The following is a 15,861-nucleotide window of genomic DNA, read 5'->3' on the forward strand; positions in this document are numbered from 1 at the left end:
TTATTTACCTGTTGGGTTACGGGTATCCTGACCATCGTTTAAGTTACGCATTAATAGGCCGTATTCTAGATCCATATCTTGTGGAACTGGAATGAATACGAAGTGGCCGTTTCCTTTTGCGTCGTCGATAACTTCTGACTTACGGTTTTCCATCGCTTCAAGCGTGAAGATAACATTGCCTTTTGGTGTCATTAGCTCAAGGCTGTCACCAACAACAAATTTGTTCTTCACTTCTACTTCAGCAAGGTCACCACGGCGTTTTCCTGTGAATTCACCAACAAATTGCTGAGCGTCAGACACTGAGTAACCGTAGTCGTAGTTTTGGTAAGCATCGTGCGTATGACGACGTAGGAAGCCTTCAGTGTAACCACGGTGTGCTAGGCTCTCTAGTGTACCCATTAGGCTCTCATCAAATGGTTTGCCTGCAACAGCATCATCAATCGCTTTACGGTAAACCTGAGCAGTACGAGCACAGTAGTAGAATGACTTAGTACGACCTTCGATCTTCAGTGAGTGAACACCCATCTTAGTCAGACGCTCAACGTGCTGGATAGCGCGCAGATCTTTTGAGTTCATGATGTAAGTGCCGTGCTCATCTTCGTAAGCCGCCATTTTTTCTTCAGGGCGGTGCGCTTCAGAAAGCAGAACAACTTCATCAGTTGGCTTGCCACGACCGATAGTCGTTTCTGGGCGTTCGTCTTGAACTTCAACTGCTTGCGCTTGTGTTGGGTCAAACTTCTCTACGATGTCGCCAGTGTCGTTTTCTTTGCCTTCTTCAACTTTGTATTCCCAACGACATGCGTTAGTACATGTACCTTGGTTCGGGTCACGCTTGTTGATGTAACCAGACAGTAGGCAACGGCCAGAATAAGCCATACATAGAGCACCGTGAACGAACACTTCTAGTTCAGTTTCAGGACAGTGTTCACGAATCTCTTCGATTTCTTCTAGAGAAAGCTCACGAGAAACAATCACACGCTCAACACCGTTTGCAGCCCAGAACTTAACTGTTGCCCAGTTTACCGCGTTCGCTTGAACTGATAGGTGAATAGCCATATCAGGGAATGCTTCGCGAACCATCATGATCAGACCTGGGTCAGACATGATTAGAGCGTCAGGGCCCATCTCTACAACCGGCTTAAGGTCGCGGATGAAAGTCTTTAGCTTAGAGTTGTGCGGTTGGATGTTACATACCACGTAAAGCTTTTTGCCTTGAGCATGCGCTTCATCAATACCGATTTTTAGGTTTTCGTGGTTGAACTCGTTGTTACGTACGCGAAGGCTGTAACGAGGTTGGCCTGCGTATACCGCGTCTGCGCCGTAGGCAAATGCGTAACGCATGTTTTTAAGGCTACCTGCAGGTGACAGTAGCTCTGGTACGAATGCTTTCTCAGTCATGTGTAATTCTCTTAATCTGATCTCAAGTCAGGCCGATTCCACCACATGGGATCGGGGGCGCAAATTTTACGTCAAAACGTGACTTGTGACCAGAACAGAATGTACACGAAATTTGTTCAAGGTATGAATGACCAGAATAGCTATTGCTTTCCAAGTCGCTAGAGGGGAGTTATATAGTTGAAATGATGCGCAGAGTAATGTCTGCGCATACTTGTCACAATAGCTACACAGGTCATTCTAAAATGTCCCGCGGCACAGCTTTTTTATGCGTTTGGATGTGGCAGACCGCCTAAGCATTCGTAAATATTTGGTAAGAATGCGCTGAACTCACCACACATTAGAGAGAAGTCTGCGTCAAAGCGAGCAGCTTGATCTTCACGTGGGATGTCATCGTTTTGATCTTTAAGCTCATCAGAGAACTTCAGACGTTTGATGCTGCCATCTTCAGCCAGAATACATTCGATGCGTTCTTGCCAACAAATCGCCAGCTTCGTCACCATCTTGTCGGCTTCGATGTGGCTGCGAATTTCATCGGCTGTTAGCTCTTGTTTCTTACAACGAATCACGCCGCCTTCTTCAAGTACCGATTTAAGCTCAGCTTCGTCAAGCATTTGAATACCAACCGGTGTCTCACCTGTTTTCACCCACTCAGTTAGCGTGGTTTCAATTGGCTTTTCAGGAATCGCTGGTACAACTGGCAGGCTACCCATCGTTTTACGCAGTAGAGCTAACACATCTTCTGCTTTTTTCGAGCTGCTAGCATCGACTAAAATGAAGCCTTCTTTTGGCAGGATCAGCACGTAAGTATGGCTGCTACGGCTAAATGCGCGTGGTAAAAGATCCATCACGATGTCGTCTTTCAGGTTGTCTTTTTCTTTCTTTTTAAGAGGTCGACCTTCCTGCACTTCCATCGCTTCGATTTTTGCATTCAATGATTCTTTAATCACTGAAGCAGGGAGCATTTTTTCTTCTTTCTTCGCACAAACCAGAATGCGGTTTTCTGATACGTGAGTCATCATGTCACCATGTTTACCCATAGCAGTAACCCAGCCAAATTTTTGCTTATCTTGGCTACCACACGGTGTAAAACGAAACTCAGCCAATTGCTTTTCTAGTTGGTCAGCATTGAATTCAATTTCACGGTTGAAGCGATAAACCAGACAGTTTTTAAACCACATACTTTTTCTCTATACCTTTAAAGTTGCTGCTAATCATAAAGACTTTTGCACGTCTTGTCTTACTGCAAACACACAATAGTGGGATGAAAGTTATATGAAAATTTGTTTTCAAAGGTCACAAAAGTGTCATAATTGCTAGTGATAATGCTTAGCGTTGCAAAGGGCTGAGTAAGCTCAAATAACTTAACTAACATAAGGTTATTCAATTATGTCTAGAAGGATTCTGGTTGTTGAAGACGAAGCACCAATTCGTGAAATGCTGTGTTTTGTGCTTGAACAAAAAGGTTACCAAGCGGTGGAAGCGGAAGATTACGACAGTGCGGTAACTAAACTGGCTGAACCCTTCCCTGATCTAGTACTACTAGATTGGATGTTACCTGGTGGTAGCGGTATCAACTTCATCAAGCATATGAAACGCGAAGAGTTGACGCGTAATATTCCTGTCGTGATGCTAACGGCTCGTGGTGAAGAAGAAGATAAAGTACGCGGCTTAGAAGTAGGCGCAGATGACTACATCACTAAACCTTTTTCACCTAAAGAACTGGTTGCACGCCTGAAAGCGGTAATTCGTCGAGTAACACCAACAGCCCTAGAAGACGTAATTGATGTTCAAGGACTTAAACTTGACCCAGTTTCACATCGTGTGACAGCCAATGATGAGCCTTTAGACATGGGCCCAACAGAATTTAAGATGTTGCACTTTTTCATGACTCACCAAGAGCGAGTTTATAGCCGTGAACAACTACTAAATAACGTTTGGGGTACTAACGTTTATGTAGAAGATCGCACGGTTGATGTACACATTCGTCGCTTACGTAAAGCGTTAGAAGCGGCAGGTCATGACAAGTTGATCCAGACAGTTCGCGGCGCGGGCTATCGTTTCTCAACTAAGGCGTAATTGGGTATTACCATTTGGAGAGGTAAGTGGTAGAACGGTTAACTTGGAAAAAGCTAGCCTGGGAGCTGGCTTTTTTTTACACCCCATGGGTGATAGTAGGCTGGATCTTCGGATATATGCCGTGGTTGCTTTTGGCGGCCACGGTTTTGCAGCTTGTATGGCACTTGCACAACCAAATGCGTCTTTCGACTTGGTTGTGGGATGAAAAACGCCTAACCCCTCCATCAGGTAGTGGGAACTGGGAGTCATTGTTTAATGGCATCTACCGTCTACAACAGCGTCAACGTAAAAAGCGTAAAGAGCTAACTAATCTGATTCGTCGTTTCCGTAATGGTGCAGAATCTCTTCCTGATGCTGTCGTGGTTTTTCGAAGTGAAGGCAACATTGTTTGGTGTAACAAACTGGCTCAATATTTGCTCGGTTTTAAGTGGCCAGATGATACCGGTCAACCTATCTCTAACCTGATTCGTACTCCGGACTTTATTAAGTATCTCAACAAACAAGATTTCTCCGAACCGTTAGAAATGCGTTCACCACTTAATGTCGAGCGCATGTTAGAGCTGCGTATTGTTCCTTATACTGAAGGGGAACATTTGATGGTAGTTCGTGATGTTTCTCAGCTTAAACAGCTTGAAGGTATGCGTCGTAACTTCTTTGCTAACGTTTCTCACGAGTTGCGTACTCCGATGACCGTCCTACAAGGGTATTTGGAAATGACCGAAGACCCTGACATGGTCGTGGGCCCTATGTGGACCAAAGCTCATGGCGTGATGACTGAGCAGCTTAATCGAATGAATAGCTTGGTGAACCAATTACTGACGCTGTCTAAAATCGAAGCTGCGCCAATGCATGAGCTAGAAGAAGTCGTCAATGTCCCTGCGATGCTAGAAGTATTAGAGAAAGAAGCAGCAAGCTTAAGTGGCGACCTAGAGCATAAGCTTTCTTTTGACGTTGATAGTAGTTTACGTGTGCTTGGTGATGATGACCAACTACGCAGTGCAATCTCAAACCTAGTTTATAACGCGGTGAAATATACTCCTGCGGGGGCAGATATTCGTGTTCGTTGGTATCAATCTGCTCAGGGGGCTCACCTCGAAGTCGAAGACAGTGGTGATGGTATTGAACCTCAGCACTTGCATCGTTTAACAGAGCGTTTCTACCGCGTTGATAAAGCACGTTCAAGAGACACCGGCGGCAGTGGTCTTGGCCTAGCGATAGTGAAACACGCGCTAACACACCATGACTCTCACTTAGAAATTAGCAGTGAAGTAGGTGTGGGTAGTAAGTTCGCTTTCACGCTGCCTGTACGTTTGGTGGTGAGTTAATGAAAAGACTCATTGGTGCACTTGTCTTGTCTATTATGTTATCTGCTCCTAGTTTGGCAGGTAACACCATGCTTCCTAAATACAGCAAGGTGGCAGGTATTACCGGTGAGCTGACGACGGTAGGTTCTGATACCTTAGCAGGCATGACGACTCTATGGGTTGAAGAGTTTAAACAGCTTTACCCAAGTGTAAATGGGCAAGTCCAAGCCTCGGGCTCTTCGACAGCACCTCCTGCATTGACAGAAAGAACCGCCCAGTTTGGCCCAATGAGTCGCCCAATGCGTAACCGTGAGATCGAAGCGTTCGAGCGTGAACATGGCTATAAGCCTACTGAGCTTAGAGTCGCTATTGATGCTATCGGAATCTTTGTCCATCGTGATAACCCTATTAAAGGTCTGAATTTTACTCAACTTGATAGCATTTTCTCTGCGACATTAAGGTGCGGTGCAACAGAGCCGATCACCACATGGTCAGATATGGGGTTAGATTACCAGTGGGCAAAACGCGGGATGCAGCTGTTTGGCCGTAATTCGGTTTCTGGTACTTATGGCTACTTTAAGAAGAACGCGTTGTGTGGTGGTGATTTCAAAAATAGTGTTAACGAGCAACCGGGGTCTGCTTCGGTAGTGCAGTCGGTGAGCTCTGCGATTAACACGATTGGATACTCTGGCGTAGGTTATCAGGTGTCAGGGGTTAAATTGTTGCCGATTGCCAAACAAGGTAATGACTATATCGAAGCCAGCCAAGAAAACATCTTATCAGGTAAGTACCCACTATCACGATATCTCTACGTGTATGTGAATAAGCACCCGTTTAAACCGCTTAGCCCGATTGAACGTGAATTCATTCGCTTTATCTTCTCTCACCAAGGGCAAGCTTTAGTTGCAAAAGATGGTTATGTGCCGATTTCACCTGAAATTGCACGTAATGAGTTAGCAAAAGTGGGTATTATCGATTAATAACGGTTGAGCTTTAAAGGTCGGTGTTGATTTCTTAAAAGTTCAAACTCCAACCTGCATTTTGCCAATACTCTTGCTCAGCTATGAAATCAGCTTGAAGCAACTTATTGTTCTTCAACCAATCCTTATCTGATGAAGTAAGTGCCCACTTATCGCCATCGATCTTTATTGATAGTGGTGGCAGAGGCTCATCATTGCGTTGGCCATTTACCAGTATTGCTAACCGCAAAATACGGATTAGCCCCACAATGTGTTTTTTCTTGAATAGCGTGAACTCTTCCATTTCATGCAGTTTCAAAGCCTTGCGCTGAAAACGTACCAATATGGCCAATACTTGCTGCTGCTCTCGATTGAAGCCAGGCATATAGGTATGGCGAAGAATGTAAGCAGAATGGCGATGGAATGCTTGTAGGCTAATACTTAGGCCTACCTCGTGAAGCAGAGCGCTCCATTCAAGTAGGTCGAATAAAGGTGAGCTGGCTTTTATTTCAAGCTCTTTATGTACTTGTTGTAAAAACTCTTTGGCTTGTCCTTTTATTTTCGCGGCATGTTCTAAGTCAACGAGATGTTTGCTCGCCAAGTTCTCCGTGGTTCGCATGCGAATATCGGTGCGTTTAAAGCTCTCTTCCATTTCGAACAGCAGCCCTTCACGCAGTGCGCCTTGTGAGAAGTGCATTTCATCTATGTTCAAGCTTTTGAAGATGGCATGAAGAATAGCGACACCCGCGGCGAATACGGGTTTTCTTTCTGGCGTTAGTCCAACTAAATCAATATCGTCTATGCTCTCCCACTGGCATAAATTTTCTATCAGTTTAGCGAGGCGTTTGCTGGTAATAACGCCATTCTCATACCCAACCCCAACTAAGACTTCTCTAATTGCTTTGATTGTTCCCGAAGATCCAAAAGCGATTTCCCAGCCTTTTTTACAGTATCGATGAGCGATCGATTCGAGCTTCTGTTCAGCAGTGAGAGAAGCTTTTGCGAAGTTGCTTTGCGACAGCTTACCATCGGCAAAAAAGCGTTTGGTGTAGCTGACACAGCCCATTTGTTTACTGTTGATAAGCTCTGGTTCGAAACCTTGTCCAATGATCATCTCGGTACTACCACCGCCGATATCAATGACTAATTTAGACTTTGACTGAGGTTGAGTATGAGCAACACCTAGATAAATCAAGCGAGCTTCTTCCACGCCGGGGATAATTTCGATTGGAAAGGGCAGTACTTCACGAGCACGTTGTAGGAAAATGTGGGCGTTATTCGCTTGTCGAAGAGTATGTGTCGCCGCGATGCGTACATTGTGAGGTTCAAAACCGTTCAGACGTTCAGCAAAAATAGCCAGACACTCTAAGCCTCGTTCAATGGCGGCGTTATCTAAGTTCTTTTGTGAATCTAATCCAGAAGCCAATCGCACTCTTTGCTTATGGCGGCTAACCAATTGCAGGTTTTGGTCTACGACTTTAGCAACCACCATATGGAAACTGTTTGAACCAAGGTCGATTGCGGCGACATCACGGATGTCAGGTGTTTGCGTCATGGTGTTTTCGCTTCTGGTTCTTGGTTTGTTTTTCTATGTTTTTAAGATAGTCGTAAATGGCAACTTGTGAGCGGACTTTATCTTGCGTATCACTCTGAACGTATTGATTGCTCATCTCTTTATCGATCCATCTTGCTTTGACTGTATCGGTAAAATGGATTGCGATGATATCAATAATTCGCTGTTTAAGGCGTTCATCAAGGATAGGTGTTGCGACTTCAATTCGATGGTCTATGTTGCGAGTCATCCAATCCGCTGATGATATATAGACCTGTGGTTCGCCATTATTGTGAGCAATGATGACACGAGGGTGCTCTAAGAATCGGTCCACAATACTGATGATTTCAATGTTGTCACTGACGCCTTCCACTCCAGGTACTAAAGAGCACATTCCGCGAATAATCATCTTAATTTTTACCCCGGCGCTACTCGCTTCGTAGAGTTTATTGATCAAACCTTTGTCGACGATATTATTGGCTTTCAGTATTAGTTCAGCTTCTAGGCCTTGCTGTGCATTGGCTATTTCATTTTCAATCAGTCGATACAATTGCTTGCGAGAGTTCCGAGGTGAGACGATCAGATGATGGAATTTGATTGGGCGGTAAGGGTTTTCGATGTAATTAAACACACCTCGGACTTCGTGTGTGAGTTCGGGATCGGCTGTAAGCAAAGAAAAGTCCGTATAGATACGAGCGTTCTTCTCGTGAAAATTCCCAGTACCAATATGAGCATAACGGACGATCTCTTCATTCTCTCGACGGCTAATTAACAGTAGCTTGGAGTGAATTTTTAGCCCAGGGACACCAAACACGACGTGAACGCCGGCTTCGGTTAATAGTTTTGACCATTCAATATTGGCTTCTTCATCAAAGCGGGCTTGAAGCTCTACGACGACTGTCACTTGCTTGCCATTGTGTACGGCATCAATTAAGGAACTCATCAGTCGAGAGCCTTTTGCCACGCGGTAGATATTGATTTTAATGCTGGTCACTTTGGGGTCAAACGAGGCTTGGCGTACCCATTCACTAATATGTTCAAAAGTGTGGTAAGGGTAATAGAGCAAAATGTCTTGTGCTTTGATTGCCTCAAATTTATTGGCATAACCGATAAAGTCTTTGCACTGCATTGGAGGAAGTGGTTTGTTCTCTAAGTACTCTCTACCAACATTGGGAAAATCGATGAAATCTTTAAAGTTGTGGTAGCGTCCACCGGGAATAAGGCTGTCATAGTGCGAGATTTTTAGCTTGCTGCACAGGAAGCTAAGCATGGCTTCGGGCATCTCGCGTTCATAAACAAAGCGCACTGGCATAGCGGTCAAGCGTTGGTTTACACCCTCAGACATTTGCTCGATGAGGCTATGTTCCACCTCGTAATTAAGGTCATATTCTGCATCTCGGGTCATCTTCATGGCGTAACCATTGAGCTTATCGTAATCAAAAAAGCCATTAAACAACTCATCCAAGCAATAGCGGATAATATTGTCGAGCAGAATAATGGTTTTTCTTTGCCGACCTTTTTTCTCTGGGACCATGACAAATCGAGGTAAGTGATCAGTGGGGATCTCTATCAGTGCGTATTGACTCTGGTCTGCTTGACGTAGGTCGACCGCAATATAAGCGTATTCATCTTTAAGGAATTGCAGTACATCGATATCTTCTCGTAACAATATGGGTGTAATGTGCGGAAGTAGCTTTTTACGGAAGTACTTTTTTATCCATTTGTGTTGTGATGGACTTAGTTGATGCTCGTTAACCAAAAAAATACGATGGCGCGCCATATCACGGATTAACTCACTGTATAGTTCATCAAACCGCTCATTGAGTTTGAGGGCTTTGGTTTGCATCTTAGTGAGGAGATGTTTGGAGTTGTCGTTGTGCCCACGCTCTTGGTTGATAAGAATTCTACGTTTCACATCAGCGAATCTAACTTTGTAGAATTCATCTAAGTTATTGGAAAATATGCCAAGAAATCGGATTCTTTCAATGATTGGCACACCTTTATCGGCAGCTTCCTGTAAGACACGTTCGTTGAAAGAGAGCCAACTGAGCTCCTTTTCGATATACAGTTTTTCTGTACTCATAATCTTACCTTTGCGAGGGACTGAAGCGATCGAGTCTTCGATACAAAGTCAGTATATTCAAAACAATTAATTAATGAAAATTATACTTAGATATTAACTAGGTTGTTAGTTTTTCTGATTTTTTTGTAACTTTAATCCGATGTTGTTTTGGGGTAATTCTTGTTGTTGTCGATGATATTGTTATTAATATTTTGGGGTGATAGATTTCGACGCAACTTATAAATCTGAAGTTTAGATAATAAGTTGAATGGAAACGTAACTCATAAAGTTTAAGTTATACAACTGAAACGCAAAGAGAACGTCATTAAAATAAATTTAAAAGGAAAAATCATGAAAGCTTTAAATATTGAGCAAACTAAAGAAGTTCGTGGTGGTGGAGCAGGTGTTCTAATCGCTGGTGTTGTTGTCTTTCTTGTCATTGTTGGTCTTATTGTTGGCGGTAGTAAATCCTAACTTACCAGCCATTCTAATAAAGGCATGTGATTTGTTAATTTAATCAACTAATGGCATACGTTTGTATGCCATTTTTTATGGTGAGTTATGTTTATAGGAAGTATTAAACCTAGAAAAAATAAAGAAAAACAATTTCTGTCGATATTTTTAATTATTGTTGGTTTGTTGTTTCTTATAATTCTTCTTACTGGTAGTTACGCTGATAAGATTGATGTTGAAGGAGAAATTAGAATTAATAACTCTTTGGTGATTTACTCAGAGGACTCTGGTGTTGTAGAAGAGGTATATAAAAGAATTGGAAGCGAAGTTTCTAAAGGTGACTTGTTGTTTAAGATTAGAAGCAATGCGTCTAATTATTCAAGTGATTTAGAATCAAGTACAGTTCAACAAAGATTGTATGGAATTAACAATCTTATTGATACTGAAGGTGATAGCTTCTCAATTTTTAAGCGTGACAAAGAAAAAGAGATTGAAGACAAACTGGAATACGTATCTATTATTAAATCTGAGGTGGATAAATTAAAAGATAGCTTAAAGCTTATAAAGAAAGATATTGATATTATTACAAGCAAAGAGAATAGGTTTAAGAAATTATTCGAAGTAGGTGCTATATCTTTGGATTCATATAATGAAGTTGTAATGGCATTACAACAACGTTTAAGTGACAAGAATAGATTGCATATTGAAATTGCTAATAAATCAAAAGAAGTAATTAGTGGCGAAGGGGATATTGATAGAATTAAGTCTTCTATAAATGAATCTGAAACAAATTATTTACGTCAGTTAGAGGCGCTAAATGATAGAAAGTATTCATTGGAAAAGAGTGAGGTTTATTATGTATATGCTCCAGCATCAGGGGTTGTTAGTTATTCTGTTGTCAGAGAGAATCAAGTTGTTGCAAGCGGAGAACAACTAGGTACGATTTCTAACTATTCAAATGATGAAGTGTTTGCTGATTTATATACAAACTCAAAAGCAATGAGTTATCTAGGCATTAATAAAGAAGTCATTGTTCGTATAGATGCATTTCCTTATGAAAAATTTGGTGTATTAAAAGCAAGTATCTTAAGTGTTTCACCATCAAAAATTAAAAATTCTAACGGAGATGATATGTTTAATGTGAGAGCAATAATATCAAATTTTGATGAATTTGAAAACATTGATAAATCTTGGCTTAGAGATGGAATGACTATAAGTGCAACATATTCTGGTCCTGAACTATCTTTAATTGAATGGTTGTTCTTACCCGTAATTAAGGGAGTTCAACGTAATCCTGATTTTTGGAGAGAAAAAGTAAATGATTAAACCCATTTTACAAGATGAAGTCTCAGAATGTGGGTTAGCATGTATCGCTATGGTAGTTAATGCAAGCGGAGGAGCTACGAGTCTTTTTGAATTGAGACGAAAATACCAAGTATCAAAAGATGGCTTATCGATGTATCAACTGATAAGGATCCTTGGGGAATTTAATATTAATTCTGTCGCTTTAAGTGGTAACTACCAACAATTAAAAGATTTGAATACACCTGCTATTCTTTTCTGGAACAAAAGCCATTTTGTTGTTCTTGAAAAAGTGAATAATGACTCCATAACTATTGTTGATCCAGCTATGGGTAGAAAAACGTATAGTTTGGATGAAGTGAAATACTACTTCAGTGGCATTGCATTAGAGATAGATGATGTTGATTCGGTTAAATTAAATAATGAAAATTTAGAAAATAAACTTACAAAATACAGGAATCCATTCTCTCTTGTAAGTTTACTTAAAAATAGTTCTTGGCTTTACAATAACATTATTCTTCTGTTTCTCTTGGTTTTGAGTGTGAATCTATTTTCTTTGGCTGCGCCAAAGTTATTTTCGCTTACAATTGACGAAGTGGTAACTAAAAATGACAAAGAGCTTTTATATCTAATTATATACATGTTTGGGTTGGCTTTCATAATTTTGACTGCCTTTAAATATGTCAGGAACAAGCTCAATGTTTCTATAAGGAAAATTGTTGAAAATGATATTTCAAGCAGCTTTGTGTCGCATATGGTTAGATTACCTTTGGAATTTTTTGAAAAAAGGACATCAGCTTCAATACTAAGAAAGCTACAGGCTTTAGATGTATTGCATGTGAAATTTACTGCTGGGTGGGCTGATATAATAGGAGATGCGATATTTTCCTTAGTTTTTGTTGCTCTAATGGCGTATATAAATGAGAAGTTAGCATTTCTTTCTCTTTTCGTATGTTCAATATTCATAATATTTAGATTGATATCAGTAATAAGGCTAGAGAAATATCAAAAAGAATCAATAGATAGAGAGATTGAAAGAAATAGTACGCTATTATCAATAGTGGATGAAATGAAGATTAACAAGCTTTATGGTAATAATAACAACAAGGCTTCTTCATGGAGTTCAATGCAATCTAAATCCGTTGATGCTAGAGCAAGAATTGATTATATCCAAGAAATGAATTCGGTGGTTTTTAGCGGGATATCTAATACACAATCTTTAGCAATTAGTTTTTTTGGAGCTATCGCTATTTTAAATGGCGATAATTCAATTGGTGATATATTTGCTTTCGTATTGTATAAGGATTTGTTTTTAGACTCAGTTCTTAGGATTATAGATAGATATATGAATCTAAGAATTGTTAATGTGGAACTAGATAGATTAGACGATATTCTAGCTGTTGAACCTGAATTTATAAATACTAACTCCATGACTCTAAGTGAGCAAAAGTCGATAGATACAATTGAGCTTAAAAACATTTCGTTTAGTTATGGGACTTTTGAAGATGATATATTGAAAGATGTTAGCTTGTTAATTTCACCTGGAGAGCATATCTCTTTAATAGGTAAGTCAGGATGTGGTAAGTCTACCTTGATGGGGATTATTTCAAGCTTGTATGAAGTTAAGAAAGGAGAGTTACTTGTTAATGGAAGTAAGATAACAGAATATGGTGTAGAGAACTATCGAAGTCGAGTTTCATTCGTCACTGCAAATAGTGACATTCTGGTCGGCTCTATCTGTGATAACGTTTCAATGTCTGATGTTAATTATAATATAGAGAAAGTGATAAAATGTATTAAGGAAGTCGGGCTATATGATGAGGTTATAAGTTTACCAGCAGGTTTACATACTAGAGTAGGGCATGGTGGAACTATATTGTCATCTGGACAAGTTCAAAGGTTGATGCTAGCCAGGGCGTTATATAGAGAACCTGATTTATTAATATTAGATGAACCAACATCTCACCTAGATGAAGAGTTGAAGAGTCAGATTATGAAACTTCTCTCAGAGCAGTCATGTAAGATAATATCTGTCACTCATGATAAGGATATTTGTAATTATTCAGATAAAGTATATGAGTTAAACAAAGGGAATATAGTTCATGTATCAAGTTAAAATATTTCTTGTAGATTTATTTTATCATGTTTTTTGTCGAATTTTGAGTTTCGATTGTTTAATGAAAAGTAAACTTTACACATTCATTGTTGATAAATATAGACGGGGTGGAATTAAAGGTGTAGAAGATAACTTAATTAACTTGGGATTTTCAAAACAAGTTAGTTCTAACATTGCAATAAAAGAGAGCAAATCAAAGCTTCAAAGGGATATATATAGTTATTGGTATAGGATATCTAATGAAAAAATTCTCTCTAAACAAATAGATTCGCTCAATTTAATAGATAAAGACTTGAGAGTGATTAATGCTCTTGATAATAATGTGTCTGCTATTGCAGTATTACACGTAGGTAATTATTGGGAGACAGTTGCTAAAATAGTTAAGTTATCGCAAGGAAATGGAAAATTTATCATACCAATACTTAGTTTAAATGATAGGCAAACGAAACGTTCAATTTTGTCGCTTAAAGTTTTTTGTGAAGATTTAGTGGTGATTGATATATCAGAAAGAGTCTCATCTACAAAAAAAATGGCGAAGTTCATTAAAAAAGGATATAAGCTGGTTATTTTTCCTGATCTTCCACCAAGTATAGGTGCTATTTATTTTGGAACTCCAGGTTATGGCATGTTTTTTAATAAGAGGGCCAGTATTGCATCTGGTGCGTTAGAGTTAGCAAAACTATTTAAATTAGAATTGGTCTACTTGACAAGTCTACCGAGTGATAAAGAAGATAATAAAGTTGTTTATGTTGAAACCATTAGTTGTAAGGACATTTCAGTTACTAAGAATTTCGAAGTGATTGAGAGTGTTGTTAAGAAAAATCCTGAACACTGGGCCTATTTAGATCGTGCAGAAAATTATTTTCAACATCAATTGTCTGAAAAGGAGTTGAAAGAAAAATGGAATTTTTAAATAAAATAGGATTGATTTTTATTATACTATTTACTGCAGGTTGTACCTTAGTCCCAGAGTTAGATGTAAGTGAAAATAATAAAAAATATTCCATTGGTTACGAGTATTACAATGACAACATAGATAGTAGTGTTAATTTTTACTCAGGAAAAGACTCAGAAGTTCTTCTGTCAAAAATTAATAGTGAATATTTGAAGGTATTGATTGAGTCAACTAAGGTTAACAATTCAGAGATATTATACTATGACAGTAAAGTTAAAGAATTAGAAATTTCTTATGAAATATCTAATCTAGAACGACTTCCAAACTTTAACTTATCAGGGAACTCATCTAGATCAAAGACTCCTACCTCGACGTCTCCACTTGGTATTGAAACGATTAGTAATTCTTATAGTATTGACTTTGGGATTAATAACTTTGAAATTGACTTTTGGGGGAAGTTAGATAACACACGTAAATCTCGTTTGTCAGAATATTATTCTGAATTAAATAACAAAGAGTTTGCATCATCGGATATAATTTATGATGTAATTTCAACTTACTATTCAATAGTTGCTGAACAAGAGAAGATAAAATCTTACACGAAGCTACTTAATTCGGCGAAAAGAAATCTTAATATAAATGAGAGTAAATATAAGCAGAAAGCTTTGAGTGAATATGAACTTATTCAATCGAAGATAATATATGTTGAGACCAATACTCAGATCAAAAAATCAGAACAGACAATGATGCGTTATATAAATAAGTTAGAATATCTAACGGGGGAAGTTATTACACCTGGAAAGATTGAAAGTTATATTAATACAGAAAGCCTTGAACCGACAGTAAATATCGGTTCTGCTGAAGGTATTATAAAACGACGTCATGATATTATTGCTTCAGAATACTCTTTAATTGGAGCTAATTATAATATTGGTGTAGCAAGGGCTAACTTGCTTCCAACTATCAGTATTACGGCTCTTTCTTCTTTAGCATCATATAAATACGGTGACCTTTTTTCATCAGACTCAAAGGGGTGGAATGTCGGTGTTGGCTTAAATATTCCAATATTTGACTTTGGGAAAAGAAATAAGAATATCGATTATAACGTCCAAAAAAAAGAAAGTGCATATATTAAATACAGTGATGTGGTAAGTAATGCGTTAGTTGAAGTTAATGATTCAATAATTAATATGTCGTTTTCAAGTTATTTTGTTAATGAAAATGTTAAAAAGTTTAACCTTGATGAAAAAAGATTTTATTACTCAAATTTGTTGTACAAAGAAGGTGTGTCAGATTATTCAACGGTCTTAGATTCTAGTCGAGATTTAATTAACTCTGAGTCTAATTACATAAATAGCAAACTAGATTATATTAAATCATATTATGAGTTATACAAAAATCTTGGTGGGCTAATATAGCTGTTTTTGTTAAGTTTATTTTTCTATCGTCTATATTATTATTGGCTTAATAAGCGTATTTAAGTACTTATCCCAAATAAATCTACCTTAGTTAAAGCTGGCTACGCACGCTCTTGGTTTTTATCAGTATCTTAACTAAGTAGGTCTAGCCGGTTAATACCATTGTGTTTTGTCTGATGATGGATGACCTACTGATATGAATCATGTTGTATATTTGGGGTTCACCTCCCACAGTTATATGCTTAACCACAAAGCGTACTAAGGCCTAAGGTTCTTAGTTTGGTACTTTTTGGTATTGTTTTCAGTTGTTTAATGTAAACTGTAAT

12 protein-coding genes are annotated in these 15,861 nt (G+C 39.0%); 8 read left to right on the plus strand and 4 right to left on the minus strand.

Annotation, left to right across the window (positions count from 1 at the left end):
• Positions 1 to 1,398 (minus strand): tRNA 5-hydroxyuridine modification protein YegQ, encoded by a 1,398-nt coding sequence (gene yegQ / locus AAFX28_RS12035; protein ID WP_408687942.1) that lies wholly within the window; start codon positions 1,396 to 1,398, stop codon positions 1 to 3.
• A 263-nt stretch (positions 1,399 to 1,661) separates the two neighbouring features.
• Positions 1,662 to 2,576 carry a recombination-associated protein RdgC gene (rdgC, locus tag AAFX28_RS12040; RefSeq protein ID WP_408687944.1) on the minus strand — a complete coding sequence of 305 codons (915 nt, stop codon included), beginning with the start codon at positions 2,574 to 2,576 and terminating at the stop codon, positions 1,662 to 1,664.
• Between the two features lie 208 nt (positions 2,577 to 2,784).
• Between rdgC and phoB the strand changes: the two genes are divergently transcribed.
• From phoB to AAFX28_RS12055, 3 genes are read left to right on the plus strand one after another with little or no spacing between them, the layout of a single operon-like run.
• Positions 2,785 to 3,474, plus strand: a complete 690-nt coding sequence (gene phoB / locus AAFX28_RS12045; protein WP_004413075.1) for a phosphate regulon transcriptional regulator PhoB — start codon at positions 2,785 to 2,787, stop codon at positions 3,472 to 3,474.
• A 26-nt stretch (positions 3,475 to 3,500) separates the two neighbouring features.
• Positions 3,501 to 4,799: a phosphate regulon sensor histidine kinase PhoR gene (gene phoR / locus AAFX28_RS12050; RefSeq protein ID WP_408687946.1), complete on the plus strand. Its 1,299-nt coding sequence runs from the start codon at positions 3,501 to 3,503 to the stop codon at positions 4,797 to 4,799.
• A gap of 35 nt (positions 4,800 to 4,834) precedes the next feature.
• Positions 4,835 to 5,758, plus strand: coding sequence for a PstS family phosphate ABC transporter substrate-binding protein (locus AAFX28_RS12055; RefSeq protein ID WP_408690864.1), 924 nt, complete (start codon positions 4,835 to 4,837; stop codon positions 5,756 to 5,758).
• 34 nt (positions 5,759 to 5,792) lie between these two features.
• On the opposite strand, the gene ppx is transcribed toward AAFX28_RS12055, so the two are convergent.
• Positions 5,793 to 7,292, minus strand: a complete 1,500-nt coding sequence (gene ppx / locus AAFX28_RS12060) for an exopolyphosphatase (RefSeq protein ID WP_408687948.1) — start codon at positions 7,290 to 7,292, stop codon at positions 5,793 to 5,795.
• Positions 7,276 to 9,372 (minus strand): polyphosphate kinase 1, encoded by a 2,097-nt coding sequence (gene ppk1, locus AAFX28_RS12065; protein ID WP_408687949.1) that lies wholly within the window; start codon positions 9,370 to 9,372, stop codon positions 7,276 to 7,278. The genes ppx and ppk1 overlap by 17 nt, the downstream gene beginning before the upstream one ends.
• A gap of 330 nt (positions 9,373 to 9,702) precedes the next feature.
• Between ppk1 and AAFX28_RS12070 the strand changes: the two genes are divergently transcribed.
• The 5 genes from AAFX28_RS12070 to AAFX28_RS12090 all read left to right on the plus strand — a co-directional run bounded on the left by AAFX28_RS12070 (position 9,703) and on the right by AAFX28_RS12090 (position 15,535).
• A complete protein-coding gene (locus AAFX28_RS12070) occupies positions 9,703 to 9,825 on the plus strand; it encodes a hypothetical protein (RefSeq protein ID WP_408687951.1) in 123 nt (40 codons plus the stop codon).
• Positions 9,826 to 9,912: 87 nt separating this feature from the next.
• A complete protein-coding gene (locus AAFX28_RS12075; protein WP_408687953.1) occupies positions 9,913 to 11,130 on the plus strand; it encodes an HlyD family secretion protein in 1,218 nt (405 codons plus the stop codon).
• Positions 11,123 to 13,222, plus strand: a complete 2,100-nt coding sequence (locus AAFX28_RS12080; protein ID WP_408687955.1) for a peptidase domain-containing ABC transporter — start codon at positions 11,123 to 11,125, stop codon at positions 13,220 to 13,222. The genes AAFX28_RS12075 and AAFX28_RS12080 overlap by 8 nt, the downstream gene beginning before the upstream one ends.
• Positions 13,209 to 14,135 carry a hypothetical protein gene (locus AAFX28_RS12085; RefSeq protein ID WP_408687956.1) on the plus strand — a complete coding sequence of 309 codons (927 nt, stop codon included), beginning with the start codon at positions 13,209 to 13,211 and terminating at the stop codon, positions 14,133 to 14,135. Before AAFX28_RS12080 ends, AAFX28_RS12085 begins: the two co-directional genes overlap by 14 nt.
• A complete protein-coding gene (locus tag AAFX28_RS12090; RefSeq protein WP_408687958.1) occupies positions 14,123 to 15,535 on the plus strand; it encodes a TolC family protein in 1,413 nt (470 codons plus the stop codon). Before AAFX28_RS12085 ends, AAFX28_RS12090 begins: the two co-directional genes overlap by 13 nt.
• Positions 15,536 to 15,861 lie beyond the last annotated feature (326 nt).

The organism is Vibrio sp. TBV020, assembly GCF_046056895.1.
In the GTDB taxonomy this organism is placed as follows: Bacteria; Pseudomonadota; Gammaproteobacteria; order Enterobacterales; family Vibrionaceae; genus Vibrio.